This window comes from Kitasatospora sp. NPDC057015, from assembly GCF_042673745.1.
Taxonomy (GTDB): Bacteria; Actinomycetota; Actinomycetes; order Streptomycetales; family Streptomycetaceae; genus Kitasatospora.
Map to the genome: position 1 here is coordinate 286,871 of NZ_JBHUSG010000005.1, position 22,256 is coordinate 309,126.

The 22,256-nt window shown below is 73.0% G+C and carries 21 protein-coding genes; 16 read left to right on the forward strand and 5 right to left on the reverse strand.

The genetic code is table 11. The annotated features are described in order from the left end of the window. Positions 1–199: 199 nt before the first annotated feature. Positions 200–541 (forward strand): hypothetical protein, encoded by a 342-nt coding sequence (locus ACFTWP_RS07600; RefSeq protein WP_380263302.1) that lies wholly within the window; start codon positions 200–202, stop codon positions 539–541. A gap of 123 nt (positions 542–664) precedes the next feature. Here the strand turns inward: ACFTWP_RS07600 and fdhD are convergent, their stop codons facing one another. Next, on the reverse strand, positions 665–1,570 hold the full coding sequence (gene fdhD, locus ACFTWP_RS07605) for a formate dehydrogenase accessory sulfurtransferase FdhD (RefSeq protein WP_380263303.1): 906 nt from the start codon (positions 1,568–1,570) through the stop codon (positions 665–667). Positions 1,571–1,732: 162 nt separating this feature from the next. Between fdhD and hutH the strand changes: the two genes are divergently transcribed. Beyond that, positions 1,733–3,310: a histidine ammonia-lyase gene (gene hutH / locus ACFTWP_RS07610; protein WP_380263304.1), complete on the forward strand. Its 1,578-nt coding sequence runs from the start codon at positions 1,733–1,735 to the stop codon at positions 3,308–3,310. A gap of 30 nt (positions 3,311–3,340) precedes the next feature. Here hutH and ACFTWP_RS07615 read toward each other — a convergent pair whose 3' ends face one another. Then, positions 3,341–3,736 carry a hypothetical protein gene (locus ACFTWP_RS07615; RefSeq protein ID WP_380263305.1) on the reverse strand — a complete coding sequence of 132 codons (396 nt, stop codon included), beginning with the start codon at positions 3,734–3,736 and terminating at the stop codon, positions 3,341–3,343. 197 nt (positions 3,737–3,933) lie between these two features. Between ACFTWP_RS07615 and ACFTWP_RS07620 the strand changes: the two genes are divergently transcribed. The 7 genes from ACFTWP_RS07620 to hutI all read left to right on the forward strand — a co-directional run bounded on the left by ACFTWP_RS07620 (position 3,934) and on the right by hutI (position 11,904). Next, positions 3,934–4,803: a MurR/RpiR family transcriptional regulator gene (locus ACFTWP_RS07620; RefSeq protein WP_380263306.1), complete on the forward strand. Its 870-nt coding sequence runs from the start codon at positions 3,934–3,936 to the stop codon at positions 4,801–4,803. Positions 4,804–4,900: 97 nt separating this feature from the next. Continuing rightward, positions 4,901–5,278 (forward strand): hypothetical protein, encoded by a 378-nt coding sequence (locus tag ACFTWP_RS07625; protein ID WP_380263307.1) that lies wholly within the window; start codon positions 4,901–4,903, stop codon positions 5,276–5,278. 148 nt (positions 5,279–5,426) lie between these two features. Continuing rightward, positions 5,427–6,269, forward strand: a complete 843-nt coding sequence (locus ACFTWP_RS07630) for an EamA family transporter (protein ID WP_380263308.1) — start codon at positions 5,427–5,429, stop codon at positions 6,267–6,269. 122 nt (positions 6,270–6,391) lie between these two features. Further along, complete coding sequence (gene hutU, locus ACFTWP_RS07635; RefSeq protein ID WP_380263309.1) at positions 6,392–8,062, forward strand: urocanate hydratase; 1,671 nt, start codon at positions 6,392–6,394, stop codon at positions 8,060–8,062. A 20-nt stretch (positions 8,063–8,082) separates the two neighbouring features. Next, on the forward strand, positions 8,083–9,267 hold the full coding sequence (locus tag ACFTWP_RS07640; protein ID WP_380263343.1) for an allantoate amidohydrolase: 1,185 nt from the start codon (positions 8,083–8,085) through the stop codon (positions 9,265–9,267). Further along, complete coding sequence (locus ACFTWP_RS07645; protein WP_380263310.1) at positions 9,258–10,607, forward strand: formimidoylglutamate deiminase; 1,350 nt, start codon at positions 9,258–9,260, stop codon at positions 10,605–10,607. Before ACFTWP_RS07640 ends, ACFTWP_RS07645 begins: the two co-directional genes overlap by 10 nt. An 85-nt stretch (positions 10,608–10,692) precedes the next feature. Next, positions 10,693–11,904, forward strand: coding sequence for an imidazolonepropionase (gene hutI, locus ACFTWP_RS07650; protein ID WP_380263311.1), 1,212 nt, complete (start codon positions 10,693–10,695; stop codon positions 11,902–11,904). Between the two features lie 150 nt (positions 11,905–12,054). On the opposite strand, the gene ACFTWP_RS07655 is transcribed toward hutI, so the two are convergent. Next, a complete protein-coding gene (locus tag ACFTWP_RS07655; protein ID WP_380263312.1) occupies positions 12,055–13,563 on the reverse strand; it encodes a peptide MFS transporter in 1,509 nt (502 codons plus the stop codon). A 332-nt stretch (positions 13,564–13,895) separates the two neighbouring features. On the opposite strand from ACFTWP_RS07655, the gene ACFTWP_RS07660 reads away from it, so the two are divergent. Continuing rightward, on the forward strand, positions 13,896–14,570 hold the full coding sequence (locus ACFTWP_RS07660) for a response regulator transcription factor (protein ID WP_073924168.1): 675 nt from the start codon (positions 13,896–13,898) through the stop codon (positions 14,568–14,570). A gap of 109 nt (positions 14,571–14,679) precedes the next feature. Then, complete coding sequence (locus tag ACFTWP_RS07665; RefSeq protein ID WP_380263313.1) at positions 14,680–15,951, forward strand: ATP-binding protein; 1,272 nt, start codon at positions 14,680–14,682, stop codon at positions 15,949–15,951. A gap of 75 nt (positions 15,952–16,026) precedes the next feature. On the opposite strand, the gene ACFTWP_RS07670 is transcribed toward ACFTWP_RS07665, so the two are convergent. Then, a complete protein-coding gene (locus ACFTWP_RS07670) occupies positions 16,027–16,596 on the reverse strand; it encodes a GtrA family protein (protein ID WP_380263314.1) in 570 nt (189 codons plus the stop codon). 201 nt (positions 16,597–16,797) lie between these two features. On the opposite strand from ACFTWP_RS07670, the gene ACFTWP_RS07675 reads away from it, so the two are divergent. From ACFTWP_RS07675 to ACFTWP_RS07695, 5 genes are all read left to right on the forward strand, one after another. After that, positions 16,798–17,988 (forward strand): 5-(carboxyamino)imidazole ribonucleotide synthase, encoded by a 1,191-nt coding sequence (locus ACFTWP_RS07675; protein ID WP_380263344.1) that lies wholly within the window; start codon positions 16,798–16,800, stop codon positions 17,986–17,988. Continuing rightward, a complete protein-coding gene (gene purE / locus ACFTWP_RS07680) occupies positions 17,985–18,518 on the forward strand; it encodes a 5-(carboxyamino)imidazole ribonucleotide mutase (RefSeq protein ID WP_380263315.1) in 534 nt (177 codons plus the stop codon). The genes ACFTWP_RS07675 and purE overlap by 4 nt, the downstream gene beginning before the upstream one ends. Positions 18,519–18,541: 23 nt before the next feature. Continuing rightward, on the forward strand, positions 18,542–19,828 hold the full coding sequence (locus tag ACFTWP_RS07685; protein ID WP_380263316.1) for a dipeptidase: 1,287 nt from the start codon (positions 18,542–18,544) through the stop codon (positions 19,826–19,828). A gap of 84 nt (positions 19,829–19,912) precedes the next feature. Further along, complete coding sequence (locus ACFTWP_RS07690; protein ID WP_380263317.1) at positions 19,913–20,386, forward strand: hypothetical protein; 474 nt, start codon at positions 19,913–19,915, stop codon at positions 20,384–20,386. Next, positions 20,383–20,736 carry a hypothetical protein gene (locus tag ACFTWP_RS07695; RefSeq protein ID WP_380263318.1) on the forward strand — a complete coding sequence of 118 codons (354 nt, stop codon included), beginning with the start codon at positions 20,383–20,385 and terminating at the stop codon, positions 20,734–20,736. Before ACFTWP_RS07690 ends, ACFTWP_RS07695 begins: the two co-directional genes overlap by 4 nt. Positions 20,737–20,851: 115 nt before the next feature. Here ACFTWP_RS07695 and ACFTWP_RS07700 read toward each other — a convergent pair whose 3' ends face one another. After that, on the reverse strand, positions 20,852–22,045 hold the full coding sequence (locus ACFTWP_RS07700; RefSeq protein ID WP_380263319.1) for a hypothetical protein: 1,194 nt from the start codon (positions 22,043–22,045) through the stop codon (positions 20,852–20,854). Positions 22,046–22,256: the final 211 nt, after the last annotated feature.

Consider the following 22,256-nt stretch of genomic DNA (forward strand, 5'->3'; position numbering starts at 1 on the left):
GATCCCGTCGTCCCCGAGAGGTCCCGCATGGACCGGGCCCGGCGGGGTAGCCGGACCAGCGTCGGTGACCGCCCTGTGCCGGGCAGGTAGCGGTCCGGGAACAGTCGGGTACGCGGGCCTGTCGCACCCGTCGCAGCGCGTGGCACAGTGAGCGCGATCGGCGGCCACCCGGGCCCGTCCGGATCGGGGAGATGAGTCGATGAGAGCACGTCTGGCGAGTGTGGTCCTGTCCATAACGCTGGCCTTCGGCGGCGCGGCCGTGGCCGCGGGGCCGGCCCAGGCCGCGCCCCGGGTGGCGGTGGCCGCCGTCCAGGGGGCGCCCGCGCAGGCCGCCCAGGCCGCACCGGCCGCGGTCGGCGGTCACACGGCCGCCGCCGCGAAGAAGCACACCGAGCTGGCGAAGTCGAAGTCCAAGTCCAAGAAGAAGTCCGGGTTCTTCGGGAAGCTGATCGGCGTGGTGATCGGCATCGTGGTGCTGCTGGTCGTGATCGCCGTGATCATCGCCGTGGTGCTGATGCTCCGTCGCCGCAGCCGCGACTGACCGCCGGGCGACTGACCTCCGGGCGACCGGCTGCCGCCCGCGAATGCCGGCCGTCGCACCCGCCGTGAGCGGGTGCGACGGCCGGCGTTCGCCGTTCGGGGGTCCGGCGGACCGGACCGGGCCTCAGCTCCGGTGGGCGGGCCCCGGAGCCGGGGTCGGAGCGGGGTCGGCGAGCGGGGACGTGTCCGGCCCCGGTACGAGCGGCCGGCCGCCGGCCACCCGGTCCGGCCGGGTGTAGACGTTGGCGCCCTCGCCGCGCAGGAAGCCGACCAGGGTCAGGCCCAGCTCCTCGGCCAGGTCCGCCGCCAGCGAGGACGGCGCGGAGACGGCGGCCAGCAGCGGGATGCCGGCCAGGGCGGCCTTCTGGGTCAGTTCGAACGAGGCCCGGCCGCTGACCAGCAGCAGGTGGCCGGTCAGCGGCAGCCTGCCCTCGCGCAGGGCCCAGCCGATCACCTTGTCCACCGCGTTGTGCCGTCCGACGTCCTCGCGGGCGCAGAGCAGTCGGCCGGCGGCGTCGAAGAGTCCGGCGGCGTGCAGGCCGCCGGTGCTGTCGAAGGTCCGCTGGGCGGCGCGCAGCCGGTCCGGCAGGCCGTACAGCAGCCGGGGCGCCACCCGCAGCGGGTCGGCGGCGACGGGCCAGCGGACGTGGGTGCGGACGGCGTCGACGGTGTCCCGTCCGCACAGGCCGCAGGCGCTGGTGGTCAGCAGGTTGCGGTGCGCGGAGAGCGGCAGGGCGCCGCCGGTGCGCAGGCCGGCGTCCACCACGTTGTACGTGTTGGCGCCGTCCTGGTCGGTTCCGGCGCAGTAGCGCAGCGAGGCCAGCTCGTCCGTGCCGTGCACCAGCCCCTCGCCGACCAGGAACCCGGCGACCAGGTCGAAGTCGTGGCCGGGGGTGCGCATGGTCACGGTCAGGGCTTCGCCGCCGACCCGGATCTCCAGGGGTTCCTCCGCCGCCAGCGCGTCCGGCCGGGTGCTGGATCCGTCCCCCCGCAGCCGTACCACCCGGCGCCGTGCTGTCGCTCGCACCATCAGCCCTGTCCCTCCGCTCGCTCTGCCCCACCAGCCTGCGCCACCCGGGGGCGGGCCGGGTAATCCGGGGTCCGCCCGGGGGTCCGGGGGTCGATCACCCGGACGGGTCTCCGCCGCCGGTTGTCATATCTTCATTCACCTGATGTGATGGTGTATATGGATATGCACAGTGCTGTGGCCCATGACGCGCCGCTCGTCCAGGTCGGCAAGGCCGACGTCAGCGCCGAGGACGTCCTCGCCGTCGCCCGGGGCAACGCCCGGGTCGAGATCGGCCCCGACGCGCTCGCCGAGATGGCGGCCGCCCGCGCCACCATCGAGGCCCTCGCCGCCGAACCGCGCCCCGTCTACGGCGTCTCCACCGGCTTCGGCGCCCTCGCCGTCCGGCACATCAGCCCCGAGCTGCGCGCCCAGCTGCAGCGCTCGCTGGTGCGCTCGCACGCCGCCGGCATGGGCCCGGCCGTCGAGCGGGAGGTCGTCCGCGCGCTGATGTTCCTGCGGATGAAGACCCTCGCCTCGGGCCGCACCGGCGTCCGCCCGCTGGTCGCGCAGACCATCGCCGCCCTGCTCAACGCCGGCATCACGCCCGTCGTCCGCGAGTTCGGCTCGCTCGGCTGCTCCGGCGACCTCGCGCCGCTCTCGCACTGCGCGCTCGCCCTGATGGGCGAGGGCGTCGCGTACGGCCCGGACGGCGTCGAGCGCCCGGCCGGCGAGCTGCTCGCCGAGGCCGGCATCACCCCCGTCGAGCTGCTGGAGAAGGAGGGCCTCGCCCTCATCAACGGCACCGACGGCATGCTCGGCATGCTGGTGATGGCCATCGCGGACCTGGCCCGGCTGTTCACCACCGCCGACATCACCGCCGCGATGTCGCTGGAGGCCCTGCTCGGCAGCGACAAGGTGCTGGCCCCCGAGCTGCACGGCCCGATCCGCCCGCACCCGGGCCAGGCGCTCAGCGCCGCCAACATGCTCGCCGTGCTCAAGGGCTCCGGCCTCACCGGCCACCACCAGGACGACGCCCCGCGCGTCCAGGACGCCTACTCGATCCGCTGCGCCCCGCAGGTGGCCGGCGCGGGCCGCGACACCCTCGCGCACGCCCAGCTGGTCGCCTCCCGCGAGCTGGCCGCCTCGGTCGACAACCCGGTGGTGCTGGCCGACGGCCGGGTGGAGTCCAACGGCAACTTCCACGGCGCCCCGGTCGCGTACGTGCTGGACTTCCTCGCCATCGCCGCCGCCGACCTCGGCTCGATCTCCGAGCGGCGCACCGACCGGCTGCTGGACAAGGCGCGTTCGCACGGCCTGCCGGCCTTCCTGGCGGACGACCCGGGCGTGGACTCCGGCCTGATGATCGCCCAGTACACCCAGGCCGCGCTGGTCAGCGAGAACAAGCGGCTCGCCGTCCCGGCCTCGGTCGACTCCATCCCGTCCTCCGCGATGCAGGAGGACCACGTGTCGATGGGCTGGTCGGCCGCCCGCAAGCTGCGCCAGGCCGTCGAGAACCTCGGCCGGATCGTCGCCGTCGAGCTGACCGCCGCCGCCCGCGCGCTGGAGATCCGTCAGCAGGCCGACGGCAGCGGACCGCTCGCTCCGGCCACCGCCGCGGCGCTGGCCGCCGCCCGTGAGGCCGGCGTCGGCGGGGCCGGCCGGGACCGCTTCCTCTCCCCGGACCTGGAGGCCGCCGCGGAGCTGGTCGCCTCCGGCGAGCTGCTGCGGGCCGTCGAGCGGGTCACCGGGCCGCTGGCCTGACCGGCCGCCGGCGCCCGTGGTGAGTGGCTGTCAGATCCACTCGCTCCGGGCGCCGCGGTCCGGCTTCCGCTCCCGGAGGCGGTCGCCCAGGGCCGCGGAGACGTTGACTCCGACGATCCCGGCCCAGCTCACCACGAGGCCGGTGATCCCGGCGCTCTCGGAGGCGATGGCGGTGAGCGGGATGCCCATCACGAGGGAGACGACGCTCAGGCCGAACCGGCTGCCCCGGCCGCGGCGCCGCTCCCGCTCGGCGGCCGGGTACTCCGGCCGGTCGGCGGTGCGCTGGGCGATCCGGGCGTCCAGCCGGGCGTCGATCCGGGCGAGGAACGAGTCGACGATCTCGCTCTCGTACTCCGCGCCCAGTTCCTTGCGGGTCTGCACCGCGGCCTCTAGGTCGCGGCGCAGTTCGTCCTGGCGAGATTCCATGAGCCCATGGTGACCACCCGGCCGGGCCGCGGTCCATGGCCGCGCGCCGCTCTCCGGGGCGGTTCAGGGGTAAATCAGGGTCACCCCGAGACCGCCGTCCGCCCGGTCGGGGGCGTCCCGGCGGTCGAGACGTCTTTGCCCGTGGGGCGAGACTGCTGCACAGTCGTCCGAACAGCCCGCATCCGGAGGAAAAGCCGATGACCGCCACCGACGACGCCGGCACCGTCGGCCCCTCCGCCCGGCTGCTCCAGCTCTTCGAGGGATACCGGCTCACCCCGACCCAGCGCCGGATCGCCCACTCGCTGGTCCGGCACGCCACCGAGGCGCCGTTCCTCTCCAGCGTCGAGGTCGCCGAACTGGCCGGAGTCAGCCAGCCCTCCGTCACCCGCTTCGCGGTGGCGCTCGGCTTCGACGGCTATCCGGCCCTGCGCAAGCAGTTGCGCGAACTGGGCGCCGGGGAGCCGGCCGCGCCCGAGTCGCCGGACGACGCCGTCCGCAACGAGCACCAGCAGGCGGTGCTGGCCGAGATCGCCCACCTGCGCCACCTCGCCGAACTGCTCGCCGACCCCGGCCCGATCCTGCGCGCGGCCCGGGTGCTGGCCGCCTCCCGGCCGCTGCCGGTGCTCGGCCTGCGCGCCGCCTCGGCGCAGGCGCGTGGCTTCGCGTACTTCGCGGCCAAGGTGCACCCGGACATCCGGCTGATCGACGAGGGCGGCTCGATGCTCGTCGACCGCCTGGAGCAGGCCGCCGCGGCCGGGGCGAGCGCCCTGCTCTGCTTCGCACTGCCGCGCTACCCGCGCGAGCTGATGGACGCTCTGACCGCGGCCAGGGACTGCGGGCTGACCGTCCTGACGGTCGCCGACAGCTCCTTCGCGCCCGTCGCCAAGCTCTCCGACGTGCTGCTCCCGGCGGCCGTCGGCACCGGTCTGGTCTTCGACACGGCGTGCGCCCCGATGATGCTGGGCCGGGTGCTGCTGCAGGCGATGTGCGACGAACTGCCCGGGGCGGAGGCCCGTTTGGAGACCATCGAGCAGTCGGCGGCGGCCCGGGGTCTCTTTTTGGAGTAGACACATCCTGAGCAGGCGCGTCGGGGAGTGAGTCCGCCCAAACCGGGGCATCCCCTTCTCAGGCCCTGTTGACGGGGCCCGACGGGGGGTACACGACATGCGTGTGATCCACGAGATGAAGCTGGTCGGCCGGCTCGCCACGGGCGCCGACGAGTGGACCTGCCCGACCTGCGGACGCCGGGTCACCCTGCGCCGCCTTCCCGAACCCGAACTCGTCGTCCTCGAACCCGGTGACGACAGCGCCGTCCACGTCGGCCTGATCGAGACGGACGCCGCGGCCTCGGCCGCCGCGGAGCGCTACGGCCTGGGCCCGATCCAGGAGATCCCCCGTACGCCCCGCACCCCGGCGACGCCGGCCACTCCCGCCACCCCTGCCTCCTCGGCCACCCCGGCCGCGCGGCACGACCCGCACGCGGACGACCGCCGCTGGCTGGCCGAGATCGGCATCGACTGGGACGGCGACGCGGCGGCCTGAGTGCGGGCCGCCGCGGCCGCCCGGCGGGTGTGCGGCCGGGAGCGGCCGGGCGGGAGGCGGGTGTCGGGCAGGTGAAACGCTGCCCAACACTTCGCCGGCCCGCCGAAAATCGAAGAAGTTGTACAGCTAACTTGGATCTAATGCCCGGGTGTCCCTCCCCCTGCTCGCGACCGTCCTCGCGCTCGCCTCCGCCCTGACGCACGCCTCCTGGAACGCCGCCGTGAAGGCCGGCAGCGACCGCCTGATGTCCATCGGCATGGTCGACGCCACGGCGCTGGTGCTCTGCGCCGCCGCCGCACCCTTCGTCGCCCCGCCCGACGGCCGCGCCTGGACCTTCGTCGCCGTCTCGACCGTCCTCAACACCGCCTTCCGGCTGTTTCTCGTGAAGGCCTACCAACTGGGCGACTTCGGCCAGATGTACCCGATCATCCGGGGCGTCTCGCCGCTGTCCGTCGCCGTCCTGTCGGTCCTCGTCATGGGCCAACCGCTGGGCCGGACCGCCTGGTTCGGCGTTGCCCTGATCTCGGTGGGGATCACCAGCCTGGTGCTCTCGAACAGCCGCGCGGACATCCGTGCGGTGCCGATCGCGTACGCCGTCTGCGCCGGCCTGTGCGTGGCCGGCTACACCGTCTCCGATGCCGGCGGCGTGCACGCGGCGAGCGACCTGCTCGGCTACACGGTCTACCTCTTCCTGGTCGAGAGCGTCCCGATGCCGCTGCTCGCGCTCGCCGTCCGCCGCCGCGAGGCGCTGCGGACCCTGCGCCTGCAGTGGCGGCTCGGCCTCTTCGGCGGGCTCGTCGCCCTGCTCTCGTACACCCTGATGCTCTGGGCGCTCTCGGTCGGCGGCACGGCCAGGGTCGCGGCGCTGCGCGAGACCAGCGTGCTGCTCGCGGCCGGCATCGGCGCCTTTCTCTTCAAGGAGGCGCTCGGGCGCCACCGGGTGATCTGCGCGGCGGTCGTGGCGGGCGGAATCGTCCTGGTCAGCCTCTGACGGCCGCGTCGCGCCCCGCGAGGGGTGGCCCCCGACCGGGTGTTTGGATATATTCAGAGGAGCTGATGATGAATGACTGTATCCATACGGGGTGACCCGGGTGGGCGGCAAGGAGACCGAGCATGGTGCAGCAGCAGACGAGTGGTCCGCGCGAGGTGCGTGCCGCACGCGGGACGGCCCTGACCACGCAGGGGTGGCAGCAGGAGGCCGCCCTTCGGATGCTCATGAACAACCTCGACCCCGAGGTGGCCGAGCACCCGTCCAAGCTGGTCGTCTACGGCGGCACCGGCAAGGCCGCCCGCGACTGGCGCTCGTACGACGCGATGGTCCGCACCCTGCAGACCCTGAAGCAGGACGAGACCATGCTGGTCCAGTCCGGCCGGCCGGTCGGCGTGATGCAGACCCACGAGTGGGCGCCGCGGGTGCTCATCGCCAACTCCAACCTGGTCGGCGACTGGGCCAACTGGGAGGAGTTCCGCCGGCTGGAGAGCCTCGGGCTCACCATGTACGGCCAGATGACCGCCGGTTCCTGGATCTACATCGGCACCCAGGGCATCCTCCAGGGCACCTACGAGACCTTCGCCGCCGTCGCCAACAAGAAGTTCGACGGGACGCTGGCCGGCACCATCACCCTCACCGCCGGGCTCGGCGGCATGGGCGGCGCCCAGCCGCTGGCCGTCACCATGAACGGCGGCGTGGCGATCTGCGTCGACTGCGACCCGTCCCGGATCTCGCGCCGGATCGAGCACCGCTACCTGGACGTCGAGGCCACCAGCCTCGCCCACGCGCTGGAGCTCGCCACCGACGCCCGCGACCGGCGCCAGCCGCTCTCGATCGGGCTGCTCGGCAACGCCGCGGACGTCTTCCCGCAGCTGCTCGCGATGGACGCGCCGATCGACATCGTCACCGACCAGACCAGCGCCCACGACCCGCTGAGCTACCTCCCGACCGGTGTCGCCTTCGAGGACATGGCGGACTACGCCGCCGCCAAGCCCGCCGAGTTCACCACCCGCTCCCGCGAGTCGATGGCCCGGCACGTCGAGGCCATGGTCGGCTTCATGGACGCCGGCGCCGAGGTCTTCGACTACGGCAACTCGATCCGCGGCGAGGCCCAGCTCGCGGGCTACGACCGGGCGTTCGCCTTCCCCGGGTTCGTCCCCGCGTACATCCGGCCGCTGTTCTGCGAGGGCAAGGGCCCGTTCCGCTGGGCGGCGCTCTCCGGCGACCCGCAGGACATCGCCAAGACCGACCGGGCCGTGCTCGACCTCTTCCCCGAGAACGAGTCGCTGCACCGCTGGATCAAGATGGCCCAGGAGAAGGTGCACTTCCAGGGCCTGCCCGCGCGCATCTGCTGGCTCGGCTACGGCGAGCGCGACAAGGCCGGCGAGCGCTTCAACGACATGGTCGCCAGCGGCGAGCTGTCCGCCCCGATCGTGATCGGCCGCGACCACCTCGACTGCGGCTCGGTGGCCTCCCCCTACCGCGAGACCGAGGCGATGCTCGACGGCTCCGACGCCATCGCCGACTGGCCGCTGCTGAACGCCATGGTCAACGTCGCCTCCGGTGCCTCCTGGGTGTCCATCCACCACGGCGGCGGCGTCGGCATCGGCCGCTCCATCCACGCGGGCCAGGTGACGGTCGCCGACGGCACCGCGCTGGCCGGCGAGAAGATCCGCCGGGTGCTCACCAACGACCCGGGCATGGGCGTCATCCGGCACGTCGACGCCGGTTACGACCGCGCCGACGAGGTCGCGAACGAGCGCGGGGTCCGCGTCCCCATGAACGAGCTGTGAGCGAGGACTCCTTCCGTCGGATGTGGGCGGAGCTGCTCCCCGTGGGCCGCTCCGCCGCCTCCGGCGGGTACCGCCGGCACGCCTGGAACACGGCCGACGCCGAGTGCCGGGAGTGGTTCCGCGAGCAGGCCGTGGGCCGCGGCCTGACCTACGAGCTGGACCGCAACGGCAACCAGTGGGCCTGGCTCGGCGATCCGCAGGCCGGCGACGCGGTCGTCACCGGCTCGCACCTGGACTCGGTACCGGACGGCGGCGCCTACGACGGCCCGCTCGGCGTGGTCTCCTCCTTCGCCGCGCTGGACGAACTGCGCTCCCGGGGCGCGGAGTTCCGCAGGCCGCTGGCCATCGTCAACTTCGGGGACGAGGAGGGCGCGCGCTTCGGCGTCGCCTGCATCGGCTCCCGGCTGACCGCCGGCGTGCTCACCAGGGAGCAGGCGTTCGAGCTGCGCGACGCCGACGGCGTCCGGCTGCCGGACGCGATGGAGCGGGCCGGCCACGACCCCGCCGCGATCGGCGCGGACACCGACCGGCTCGCCCGGGTCGGCGCGTTCGTCGAACTCCACGTCGAGCAGGGCCGCTACCTGACCGAGGAGCAGCCCGTCGGCGTCGCCGGCGCGATCTGGCCGCACGGCCGCTGGCGCTTCGACTTCCACGGCGAGGCCAACCACGCCGGCACCACCCGGATCGAGGACCGCCGCGACCCGATGCTCTCCTACGCGGGCACCGTGCTCGCGGCCCGCGAGCGGGCCCGGCTGGCCGGCGCCCTGGCGACCTTCGGCAAGGTCGCGGTGGAACCGAACGGCACCAACGCGATCGCCTCCCTGGTGCGCGGCTGGCTGGACTCCCGGGCGGCCGACGAGGCCACCCTGGAGCGGCTGGTCGAGGAGATCAGGGCGGCGGCCGCCGAGCAGGGCGAGCGCGACGGCGTCCGGGTCGAGCTGACCCGGGAGTCGTTCACCCCCGTCGTCGACTTCGACCCGGCCCTGCGCGACCGGCTGGCCGGCACGCTCGGCGGGGTGCCCGTCCTGCCGACCGGCGCGGGACACGACGCCGGGATCCTGGCTTCGGCCGTCCCGACCGCCATGCTGTTCGTACGGAACCCCACCGGCGTCTCGCACTCGCCGGCCGAGCACGCCGAGGAGGCCGACTGCCTCGCCGGTGTCGCCGCGCTGGCCCACGTACTGGAGGACCTGGCGTGTCGGTAACCTTCTGGGCGCAGTACGCCTGGCTCCCGCACGTCAACGGCCAGGTGGTCGAGCGGGACGTGCTGATCGGCACCGTCGACGGCGGCCGGATCGCCGAGGTCACCCCGGACAGCGGGCCCTGCCCGCCGGGTGCCGTCCGGCTGGAGGGGCTGCTCGTCCCCGGCCAGGCCAACGCGCACTCGCACGCGTTCCACCGCGCGCTGCGCGGCACCGTCCAGGTCGGCTCGGGCACCTTCTGGACCTGGCGCGACACCATGTACCGGGTCGCCTCGGCGCTCGACCCGGACAGCTACCTGGCGCTCGCCACCGCCGTCTACGCCGAGATGGCGCTCGCCGGGATCACCGCGGTGGGGGAGTTCCACTACCTCCACCACGCCCCCGGCGGCGCCCGCTACGACGACCCGAACGCGATGGGCGAGGCGCTGATCGAGGCCGCCGCCCGGGCCGGGATCCGGATCACCCTGCTGGACACCTGCTACCTCGCCTCCGGCTTCGGCACCGAGCCGACCAAGCCGCAGCTGCGGTTCAGCGACGGGGACGCCGACGCCTGGGCCGCCCGCGCGGACGGACTGAAGCCGCGCGAGCACGCCAGGATCGGCGCGGCCGTGCACTCGGTCCGGGCCGTGCCGGCCGACCAGCTGGACACCGTCGCGCACTGGTCGTCGATGCGCAGGGCGCCGCTGCACGTCCACCTCTCCGAGCAGACCGCCGAGAACGACGCCTGCCTGAACGCGCACGGCGTCACCCCGACCAGGCTGCTGGCCGACCACGGGGTGCTGGGCCCGCGCACCTCCGCGGTGCACGCGACCCACCTGACCGACGAGGACGTCAGGCTGCTCGCGGACTCCGCCACCACCATCTGCATGTGCCCGACCACCGAACGGGACCTCGCGGACGGCATCGGCCCGGCCCGCCGGCTCGCCTCGGCCGGCTGCCCGGTGACCCTGGGCAGCGACAGCCACGCGGTCATCGACCCGTTCGAGGAGGCCCGCGCGCTGGAGCTGAACGAGCGGCTGCACACCCGGACCCGGGGCCACTGGACGGCCAACGCGCTGCTCCGGGCCGGTACCGAGGACGGCCACGCCTCGCTCGGCTGGCCCGAGTCGGGCCGGATCGAGGTCGGCGCCCTCGCCGACTTCACCGTCCTCGCCCTCGACTCGGTGCGCACCGCGGGCCCGCCGGCCCGCCTCGGTGCCGAGACCGCGGTGTTCGCCGCCTCCGCCGCCGACGTCCGGCACGTGGTCGTGGGCGGGCGCCAGATCGTCCGGGACGGCGTGCACCAGCTGGTCACCGACGTCCCGGCGGCGCTGCGCGACTCGATCGCGGCGCTGAGCTCCTGAAGCCGAGCTCCCGAAGACGCCCCGGCGGCGGGCGCGGCACCGCCCGGCTGCCCGCCGCCGGGGCCACCACCTCGAAAGGGCTCCCGTGAGCACCCAGAGCACCCCGGCCGCCTCCGGCCGGCCGGCCGCACCGAGCACGCTGATCACCGGCATCGGCAGCCTGGTCACCAACGACACCGCGTACGGGACGGGCCCGCTGGGGCTGCTCGCCGACGCGGCGGTGGTGATCGACGGGGGCACCGTCGCCTGGGTCGGCCCGGCCGGCTCGGCGCCGGCCGCCGACGAGCGGTTCGACGCGGGCGGCCGCGCGCTGCTGCCCGGCTTCGTCGACTCGCACGCCCACCTGGTCTTCGCGGGGGACCGCACGGCCGAGTTCAACGCCCGGATGTCCGGGCAGGCGTACTCGGCCGGCGGCATCCGCACCACCGTCGCGGCCACCCGGGCGGCCTCGGACGCCGAGCTGGACGCCAACCTGGCCCGCTTCGTCCGGGAGGCGCTGCACCAGGGCACCACCACGATCGAGTGCAAGTCCGGCTACGGCCTCACCGTCGAGGACGAGGCCCGGGCGCTGCGGATCGCCGCCGGGCACACCCCGGAGACCACCTACCTCGGCGCCCACGTGGTCGCCCCCGAGTACGCGGACGACCCGGCCGGCTACGTCGACCTGGTGACCGGCGAGATGCTGGACGCCTGCGCCCCGTACGCCCGCTGGGTGGACGTCTTCTGCGAGAACGGCGCCTTCGACGGCGACCAGGCGCGGGCGGTGCTGACGGCCGGCGTGGAGCGCGGCCTGACCCCCCGGGTGCACGCCAACCAGCTGTCGTACGGCCCGGGCGTGCAGCTCGCGGTGGAGCTGGGCGCGGCCTCCGCCGACCACTGCACCCACCTGACGGACGAGGACGTGGCGGCGCTGGCCGGTTCGGCGACGGTGGCCACGCTGTTGCCCGGCGCCGAGTTCTCCACCCGCGCCCCCTACCCGGACGCGCGCCGGCTGCTCGCCGCGGGCGCCACCGTCGCGCTGTCCACCGACTGCAACCCGGGCTCCAGCTTCACCAGCTCGATGGCCTTCTGCGTCGCCGTCGCCGTCCGCGAGATGGGGATGACCCCGGACGAGGCCGTGCACAGCGCCACCGCCGGCGGCGCCCGCGCGCTGCGCCGGACCGACGTGGGCCTGATCGCGCCCGGCGCCCGGGCGGACCTGCTGCTGCTGGACGCGCCCTCGCACGTGCACCTGGCCTACCGTCCGGGCGTGCCGCTCACCGCGGCGGTCTGGCGCGGCGGGGTGCGCGAGCTCTGAGGCCGGCGGCCCGCCCGGCGGCCCGCGGGAAGGGGCATGCGGAAAGGGACATGCGGGAAGGGCCGGTACGGACGAATCCGTACCGGCCCTTCCCGTCCGCCCGGGCGGGCGTGCTGTCAGGTCACGTCGCCCGTCGGGTCGCGCGGCCCGTCAGTGCACGTCGCCCATCATCCGGACCACGTTCTTGCGGTACATCGTGAGCGCGATGCCGGCGATCACCGCGAGCACGCCCTGCGAGGCGAAGTACCAGGTGGACCCGGTGGCGTCGCCGACCAGCAGCTGCATGACGGCGGCCACGCAGTCGCCCGCCGTGACGGCGAGGAACCACAGGCCCATCATCTGGCTGCCGTACTTGGCGGGGGCCAGCTTGGTGGTGACGGAGAGGCCGACGGGGGAGAGGGTCAGCTCGCCGACGGTCTGGATCAGGTAGACCATCGCCAGCCACATGGGCGAGACCTTGGCGCCGCCGGCGGCCGCGCCCATGGCCAGCATCATGACCAGGAAGGAGCCGCCGATCAGCAGCAGGCCGAAGGCGAACTTCATGGTGGTGCTGGGGTTCTTCCCGCGGCGCGAGAGCCAGACCCAGAGCCAGGCGAAGACCGGGGCCAGCGCCATGATGTACAGCGGGTTCAGCGACTGGAACCAGCTGGACGGGAAGTCGAAGCCGAACAGCGTGGAGGCCGTCGAGTCGGTGGCGAAGATGTTGAGCGTGGAGCCGGACTGGTCGTAGATCATCCAGAACACGGCGGCGGCCACGAAGAACCAGATGAAGCCCTTCATCTTGGACTGCTCGGCCTCGTCGAGGTCCTTGTCCCGCTTGATCCGGGCGAAGTAGACGACGGGGACGGCGATGCCGGCGATCGACAGCGGCCAGATCACCCAGTCGACGGACATGTGGCCGGTGAGCCCGACGACGCCGAAGAAGACCACGGCGAGGGCGGCCCAGAGGGCGGCCTTGCGGAGCACGGCGGTCTTCTCGGCGGGCGTGATCGGCGAGGCGACGACGTCGCTGCGGGCGCTCAGGTGGCGGGTGCCCAGCAGGTACTGGACCAGGCCGAGCGCCATGCCGACGCCGGCGAGGGCGAAGCCCAGGTGCCAGCCCACGTTCTGGCCGACGGTGCCGATCACCAGCGGGGCCAGGAAGGCGCCGAGGTTGATGCCCATGTAGAAGATGGTGAAGCCGCCGTCGCGGCGGGGGTCGTTCGGGCCGTCGTACAGGTGGCCGACCATCGTCGAGATGTTGGCCTTCAGCAGGCCGGATCCGACGGCGATGAGGGCCAGGCCGGCGAAGAAGGAGGCGCTGGACGGCACGGCCAGCAGGAAGTGGCCGGTCATGATGACGGCGCCGCCGACGGCCACCGTCTTGCGGGCCCCCCAGAAGCGGTCGGCGAGCCAGCCGCCGGGCAGGGCGAGCAGGTAGAGCATCGCGTTGTAGACGCTGTAGATCGCGGCGCCGACGGCGGCGGTGTAGCCGAGCCCGCCCTCGGAGGTGCCGGCGACCAGGTAGAGCACCAGCAGGGCGCGCATTCCGTAGAAGCTGAAGCGTTCCCACATCTCGGTCATGAAGAGGGTGGCAAGGCCTCGGGGGTGGCCGAGGAAGGTCTTGCCGCCGGGGGACGTCGGGCGCTGTACGCCGACGTCCAGAGTCGATGACGCCATGAGTAGAGGTTCCTTGCTGCGGGGGACCCGTCCGCCGAGGGTGGTGGACTGGACGGGGACCAAACCACTGTACGTGCGCGTTTTTGGCGACATCGGCTGACAAATCAGTCCGGAAAGGTATGGAGAAGGCAAAGTCCCCGATGGCCACGCATCGTCTATCGATGGTAAACGTGAACATCTTCCTTGGAAATCAAGATCAAATCGCAGAATGTTCAACGAAGGGCCGAAGGGTGCCATCTCGCCCGATCGTGCGCGGGCCCCGCGAGTTGATCACTCTCTGTGAAACACCTCACAGGGTCAACGCGGAGTGCCGGGCGGACTACGATCGCCCCATGACCTGTGTGCTTCTCGCCGAGGACGATCCGGCGATCTCCGAACCGCTGGCCCGGGCCCTGCGACGCGAGGGCTACGAGGTGCTCGTCCGCGAGGACGGCCCGGCCGCCCTGGCCGCCGGCCTCACCGAGGAGGTCGACCTCGTCGTCCTCGACCTGGGCCTGCCCGAGATGGACGGACTGGAGGTCTGCCGCCGGCTGCGCGCCGACGGCAAGAGCTGCCCGGTGCTGGTGCTCACCGCCCGCGCCGACGAGGTGGACACCGTGGTCGGCCTGGACGCCGGCGCCGACGACTACGTCACCAAGCCGTTCCGGCTGGCCGAGCTGCTCGCCCGGGTCCGGGCGCTGCTGCGGCGCGGCAACGTCGACCAGCTGACCACCGGTGCGCACGGCGTCAAGATCGACATCGAGTCGCACCGGGCCTGGCTCGGCGAGGAGGAGCTGACCCTCTCCGCCAAGGAGTTCGAGCTGCTGCGGGTGCTGGTCCGCGACGCCGGCCGGGTGGTCACCCGCGAGGAGATCATGCGCCAGGTCTGGGACACCACCTGGTGGACCTCCACCAAGACCCTCGACATGCACATCTCCTGGCTGCGCAAGAAGCTCGGCGACGACGCGGCCAACCCCCGCTACATCGCGACCGTGCGGGGCGTCGGCTTCCGGTTCGAGAAGAACTGACCCGCGGCGGCCGGCCGCCCGCCCCCGGGCCGGCGGACCGCCGGCCAGGACGTGAACGACCCCGTACGAACCCGGGCCGGCCGGCCCGGACCACCCCAGGAGCAGCAGCGTGAAACGCCGGATGATCAACTCGCTGCTGGGCGTGGTGCTGGTGGTGGTCGTGGTGTTCTGCGTGCCGCTCGCCCTGGTCGAGAAGCGCACCATCGTCAACTCCGCCCAGGACCGGGTGGAGGCCACGGCCGCCCGGGTGCTCGCCCTGGTCGAGGACCGGCTCGCGGCCCGGGAGCCCGTCACCGGTGACAAGTTCGCCAACCAGGTGACGGACGGCAGCTACGTCGAGGTCGACATCCCCGGCCAGGCCGTGGTCTCCACCGGCACCCGCCCGGCGGGGGACCACGTCCTCAAGGCCGTGGAGAAGGGCGCCAGCGGCGAGACGGTGATCGTCGAACAGTCCCGCGCGGACGTCGACCACGAGATCGCCAACATGCTGCTGCTGCTCGGCGTCGTCGCCCTGCTGGCCGTCCAGGCGGCCGTCGCCCTCGCCGTCTGGCAGGCCAAACGGCTGGCCCGGCCGCTCACCGACCTCGCCGAGACCGCGGAGCGCCTCGGCTCGGGCGACCCCCGTCCGCGCGACCGCCGCTACGGCGTCCCCGAGCTGGACCGGGTCGCCGAGGTCCTCGACCTCAGCGCCGAGCGGATCGCCCGGATGCTCACCGCCGAGCGGCGGCTCGCCGCCGACGCCTCGCACCAGCTGCGCACCCCCCTCACCGCGCTGTCGATGCGCCTGGAGGAGATCACCGCGGTCGCCGAGGACCCGGAGACCGTCAAGGAGGAGGCGACCATCGCCCTCCAGCAGGTCGAACGGCTCACGGACGTCGTGCAGCGGCTGCTGACCAACCAGCGCGACCCGCGCAGTCCGGCCGCCGTCTCCTTCGACCTGGACGAGGTGATCAAGCAGCAGGTCGAGGAGTGGGCGCCCTCGCTGCGGGGCACCGGCCGGCTGCTGGAGGTGGACGGCCTGCGCGGTGTCGCGGCCGTCGGCACCCCCGGCACGGTCGCCCAGGTGCTCGCCACCCTGATCGAGAACTCGCTGATGCACGGCGCGGGCACCATCGTGCTGCGGGTCCGGCCCTCCGGCACCTCGATCGTGGTCGAGGTGCAGGACGAAGGCCCCGGCGTGCCGCCGGAACTGGGCAACCGGGTCTTCGAGCGGGCCGTCAGCGGCCGCAACTCCACCGGCATCGGACTGGCCGTCGCCCGCGACCTCGCGGAGGCCGACGGCGGACGGCTGGAACTGCTCTCGCTCCGGCCGCCGGTGTTCGCGCTCTTCCTCGGGCGCAGCCACCGGGAGGACCCGCCGGAGGCGGCGCCGAAGCCCTGACACCGGGCGGGCCCGGGCGGCCGGCCGGGCCCGTGGGGGCGGTCCGTCCGATGGGGGGCCGGGGCCTGCGGGGCCCTACTTCGCGTACTCGACCTTCTCGCGCGCCGGCATCCGCTCGGCGGGCACGGAGCCGGTGCGGGAGGCCTGGCCGGCGCCGTCCTGCGGGCGGGGGAGCTGCACGTCCTCCGGCTCGGCGAGCTCGGGGATCGCCTTGAAGACCCAGGTGCGGTACGAGAAGAAGCGGAACAGCGTGCCGATGCCCGTACCGATGGCCTTCGAGACGTTGTAGGCCAGCGGGCCGTGCAGGCCGAGGGTGTAGGTGGTGAACCAGACCGTGCCGTTCTCGATCAGCATGCCGATGCCGCTGAAGATCAGGAACAGGGTGATCTCGCGGCGGCGGGAGGCCGCGTCGCTGTCGCGGTAGACCCAGTAGCGGTAGCCGAGGTAGTTGGCCGCGATGGCCACGGCGGTACCGATCACCGAGCACCGGACGGGGGCCCAGCCGGTGAGGTGCAGGACGGCGTTGGAGACGCCGAAGTTCACGACGACGCCGATCAGCCCGACGATGCCGAACTTGACCACTTCACCGGAGAGGCCGCGGAGCCGCTGGGTGAGGGAAGGTCGCGAGGGGGCGGTCGTCGTCATACCCGGCTGTCTCCTGTGCCTGCGGACGAGAGGTGTCTGCGCGGTCGCGCAGCACTCCGTGAACCCACCGCACACATGATCCGATCAGCGTGCTCCGGGACCCAGCGATCCAGGCTACTCGCTTCCGCGGGGGGCTCCTGCAGAGAGGTGCGCCGGGGCCCGCCCCCGCAACGGGCCGCGGAGCCCCGCGGCGACCCGTCCATCGGCCCCCACCGGCCCGGATATCCTTGCAGGGTGACTTTCCCGGGTAAGGCGAATTTTCCAGTGGTGGGCGTGATCGGCGGCGGGCAGCTGGCCCGCATGATGCATCAGGCGGGCATCCCGCTGGGCATCAGGTTCAAGCTCCTCGCCGACACACCGCAGGACTCCGCCGCGCAGGTGGTCTCCGACGTGGTCCTCGGTGACTACCGCGACCTGGACACCCTGCGCCGCTTCGCGGCCGGCTGCGACGTGGTCACCTTCGACCACGAGCACGTCCCGACCGAGCACCTGCGGGCCCTGCAGGCCGACGGCATCGCGGTGCGGCCCGGCCCGGACGCGCTCGTCAACGCCCAGGACAAGGGCGTCATGCGGGCCAAGCTGGACTCGATCGGCGTCCCCTGCCCCCGCCACCGCCTGGTCGCCGACCCGGCCGACGTCACCGCCTTCGCGAACGAGGGCGCCGGCTACCCCGTCGTGCTGAAGACCGTCCGCGGCGGCTACGACGGCAAGGGCGTCTGGGTCGTCGACGACGAGGAGCAGGCGCAGGCGCCGTTCCTCGCCGGCGTCCCGGTGCTCGCCGAGGAGAAGGTCGACTTCCTGCGCGAGCTGGCCGCGAACGTGGTGCGCTCGCCCAGCGGCCAGGCCGTCGCGTACCCGGTGGTGGAGAGCGTCCAGGAGAACGGCGTCTGCGCCGAGGTCACCGCCCCCGCACCCGACCTGGACCCGGCCCTGGCGGCCGAGGCCCAGGCGCTCGCGCTGCGGATCGCCGGCGACCTCGACATCACCGGGCACCTCGCGGTCGAGCTGTTCCAGACCCGCGACGGCCGGATCCTGGTGAACGAGCTGGCCATGCGCCCGCACAACTCCGGCCACTGGAGCCAGGACGGCTCGACCAGCTCGCAGTTCGAGAACCACCTGCGCGCCGTCCTCGACCTCCCGCTCGGCGATCCCCGCCCGCGCGCGAAGTGGACCGTGATGGTGAACGTCCTCGGCGGCGACTACCCGGACATGTACCACGCCTTCCTGCACTGCATGGCCCGTGACCCCGGGCTGCGCATCCACATGTACGGGAAGGACGTGAAGCCCGGCCGTAAGGTCGGCCACGTCAACGTCTTCGGGGACGACCTCGACGACGTCCGCGAGCGCGCCCGCCACGCGGCCGCCTACCTGCGAGGAACGATCACCGAATGACCAACCCCACTGGTCCCGTCGTCGGCATCGTCATGGGCTCGGACTCCGACTGGCCCGTGATGGAGGCCGCCGCCCAGGCGCTCGACGAGTTCGAGATCCCGTACGAGGTCGACGTCGTCTCCGCGCACCGGATGCCGCGCGAGATGGTCGCGTACGGCGAGAGGGCCCACACCCGCGGCCTCAAGGCGATCATCGCGGGCGCCGGCGGCGCCGCCCACCTGCCGGGCATGCTCGCCTCGGTCACCCCGCTGCCCGTGATCGGCGTCCCGGTGCCGCTGCGCTACCTGGACGGCATGGACAGCCTGCTGTCGATCGTCCAGATGCCGGCCGGCGTGCCGGTCGCCACCGTCTCGGTCGCGGGCGCGCGCAACGCCGGCCTGCTGGCCGTGCGGATCCTGGCCGCCTTCGACCCGGAGCTCACCGAGCGGATGACCGAGTTCCAGGCCGAGCTGAACAGCCAGGCCACCGAGAAGGGCAAGAAGCTGCGCGCCAAGGTGGCGGGCTCCACGTCCTTCGGTTTCGGGAAGTAGCCCTCCGGGATACAAGAGGTCATATGACTTCTGAGTTGATCCCCGAGCCGACCCCCGAACCGACCCCCGCGCCTGCGGCGACGGGTGCGGAGCCGGCCGCCGCGCTGGTCGACCGCGCCAGGGCCCTGCTCAGGGAGGCCCCGGTGGTCGACGGCCACAACGACCTCCCCTGGGCGATGCGCGCCCAGGCCGGCTACGACCTGGACGCCGTCGACCTCGCGGCCGACCAGAGCATGCGCCTGCACACCGACCTCGCCCGCCTGGAAGCGGGCGGGGTCGGTGCCCAGTTCTGGTCCGTCTACGTCCGTTCGGACTTCGCCGGCGACCGCGCCGTCAGCGCCACCCTGGAGCAGATCGACTTCGTCCGGGCGCTCACCGACCGCTACCCGGACCGGCTCCGGCTCGCCCTCACCGCCGACGACATGGAGGCGGCCCGGGCCGAGGGCCGGATCGCCTCGCTGATGGGCGCCGAGGGCGGCCACAGCATCAACAGCTCACTCGCCACCCTCCGTGCCCTGCACCGGCTGGGCGTGCGCTACCTGACGCTCACCCACAACGACAACCTGCCCTGGGCCGACTCGGCCACCGACAAGCCGAGGAGCGGCGGACTCACCCGCTTCGGCGAGGAGGTGGTCCGCGAGATGAACCGCCTCGGCATGCTGGTCGACCTCTCGCACGTCGCCGACACCACCATGCGCGACGCCCTGCGGGTCAGCGAGGCGCCGGTGCTCTTCTCGCACTCCTCCAGCCGCGCGGTCTGCGACCACCCGCGCAACATCCCCGACGACGTGCTCGCCGCGCTGCCGGCCAACGGCGGGGTCGCGATGGTCACCTTCGTGCCGAAGTTCGTCCTGCCCGCCGCGATCGAGTGGACCCTCGCCGCCGACGAGAACATGCGCGCCCACGGCTTCCACGCGCTGGAGACCACGCCCGCCGCGATGGACTGCCAGCGCGCCTTCGAGGTCACCCGCCCCCGCCCGGAGGCCACCCCCGCCACCGTCGCCGACCACCTGGACCACATGCGGGAGGTGGCCGGCGTCGACCACATCGGCATCGGCGGCGACTTCGACGGCACCGCCTTCGTCCCGGCCGGCCTCGACGACGTCTCCGGCTACCCCAACCTGATCGCCGAACTCCTCCACCGCGGCTGGTCCCGGGCCGACCTCGCCAAGCTCACCTGGCACAACGCGGTACGCGTCCTGCGCGCCGCCGAGGACGTCGCCCGCGACCTCCAGCGCACCCGGCGGCCGTCACTGGCCACCATCGAGCAACTGGACGGGGAGCAACCGGACGGGCCGGGCACGGACTGATCCCGGGGCGGTCCGGGCCTCCGGGGCCGGACCGCCGACTGCCGTTGCCTCCGGACCATCGATATCCAAGCTAGTGTGGATGTCATGACTGCAGCCTTCGAGGACGTGCCCTTCAGCGAGCTGCTCCACCACCCGGCCGCCACCGCGCGAAGACTGGATGCTGTCCGTGTCCTTCGACTGCGACGACGCGACGCCGGTGACCTCGCCCTGATGCGGGTGGACCGGATGGAGCGGGACGCGGATGTCGTCGACTTCACCTCTCGACTGCTGGCCGCGCTGGTCCGCACCGAGAACGTTCCGGCACTCAGGGAGGCACTGCCCGAGGCTCTGCCGTGGAGCACCTTCCTACCGGCCGAGGACATCGACACCCTGATCTCGGAACTGGTGGACACCGCTCGCGGAGCAGTGGCCCTCGACAACCTCACCCCGATCGCGCTCCTCCTCGCCCAGTGGCGGCACAGCGCAGAGATCCACGCCGACCCGGCTCTGTTCGACATCCTCACCCGTGAACCCGAGGGCGACCTTGGGCCCGTTCCTGCCCCCGGGCCGGCGGAGTGAGCCCCAAGCGCGGCGACCGCGCCGCGCCGCCGCCCACCGCCGACGAGTACGACCTCAGGTTCGCCAACAGTGAGGCAGCCGACGGATGGGAGCAACTGAGCCGCCAGGCACCGGGCAATCTGCGCCGCGCATTCGACCGACTTCGCGCGACGCCGCGAGCCACCGACAGTCCCGAACGGCACCACCGCCTCAAGGGCAAGCTCGGTACCGCCCGGTTCAAGGGCCAGGAGTTGGAACGGTGGCAGTACGAGGTCACCGGCGGAGGCCGTATCTGGTACGTCCTGGACGTGGGTGACCGCACTGTCTGGATCACCTACGCGGGCACCGGGCATCCCAAGGTGACGGACTGACCGGGGGAGTCAGGGCGGCGACAATCGGTCCCCCGTGCTGCGCTTGCGGCGGATCGAGCCGCGCGCGGGAGACGGCGTACTCGTCACGCCTCGTCAAGGGCGGAACCTCTCGTCCCTAGGCGAGGACCACGGTGACCCCGCGTTCGCGCAGGATGTCCAGGACCTCTTCGAAGAGGGACAGCCCGGGGTCGGCGGTGGCGATGTCGTCGGCGAGCGCCTGGCGGGCGACTTGGGCGTCGTGCCAGACCAGGGTGAACGGTGGTACTACCGAAGGTCCGCCGCCCAGCCGGTCCCGCAGCCAGAAGAGGGACCTGCCGAGTTCGCGGCCGGGCCCAAGGACGGCCTCGCCGATGGCGAGGAACAGGCCCGGCGCGTCGGTGACGAAGCGGCCGTCGAGGTGGTACTCGCCACCGGAATGACCGGGATCAGGGCGGTACGGTCCGAGGTTGGTGAGACGCAGCCACTCCCACCGGCCCCGGGTGGCGAGTGGTGCCCACTGGTTGGGCACGGTCGGTTCGCCGTCGTACCAGAGCTCGCGAACGGCGCGCGCCTCGGGCGCGGGGCGGTCGAGGCCGCCGTCGGCGAGGGTGACGTCCAGCAGGGAGCCGCCGAGGACGGAGGGGCGGGCCGAGGTGACGTCGAGGACGACGTCGTGGTCGGACATGATCCGGCCGGTGCGGTCCAGCGCCACCAGTTGGCCCCGGTCGCCCCGCCGCGGGTTCGGGTCGAGCAGGCGGTCGAGCAGCACCTCGGTGGGTTCGCAGCCGATCAGCTGGATCGGGTCCGGCCGTCTGGGGAGCTCCACGTAGAGGCCGCCGATGTCGAGGCAGCTGCCGATCAGTTCGGTGCGCCCCTTGAGCGAGGAGAACTCGAAGTGGGGCGTGACCGGCGGCAGGAACTTCCTGCCGTCGTACAGGCCGTCCCCGACCCCGGTGCCGATGACCAGATCGATTCGTTCGGGGTCGCCGAGGGTCGGGCGGTGGGTGATGACGGAGACGTCCACGAGGATGCAGGAGTCCGGCGGGACCCGGCCGGCCGGGTCGAAGACCTCCAGCAGCAAGTTGCCGAGGAGTCGCTCCGACTGCGTCGGCCGGGTGGCCAGTTCGGCGAGCCGACTGTCGCGGGGGCAGCCGCGCAGGGTGAGGATCTCCCGGGGCGGGGGAACGGGCTCCAGGTACAGCCCCTCGACGTCCGCGCATCGCGCCAGCAGGTCGACGGCCTCTGGGTCCTCCTCGTCCCGGCTCTCTCGGACGAGCAGGTATCGGAGCGGGAATTCCCTTTCCCAGCCAGGTACTTCTGCGACCCGCACGTAACCTCCGGCAATCAGACGATCTCTGTGCCGGTCACCCTACGGCCCGCCGCCGAGGCGGGCACGTGCATTTCCGAGCCGTCCCGTCGGCTCGGATCCCGCTCGCGGCCGGCGTCTCCGCAGTCTTGAACGGAGACCCTGACCGGAGGCCCTCGCCCGGTCCCCCAGACTGCTGTCGGCAGCGTGTCGAGTCCAATCATGCCTTGTCAGA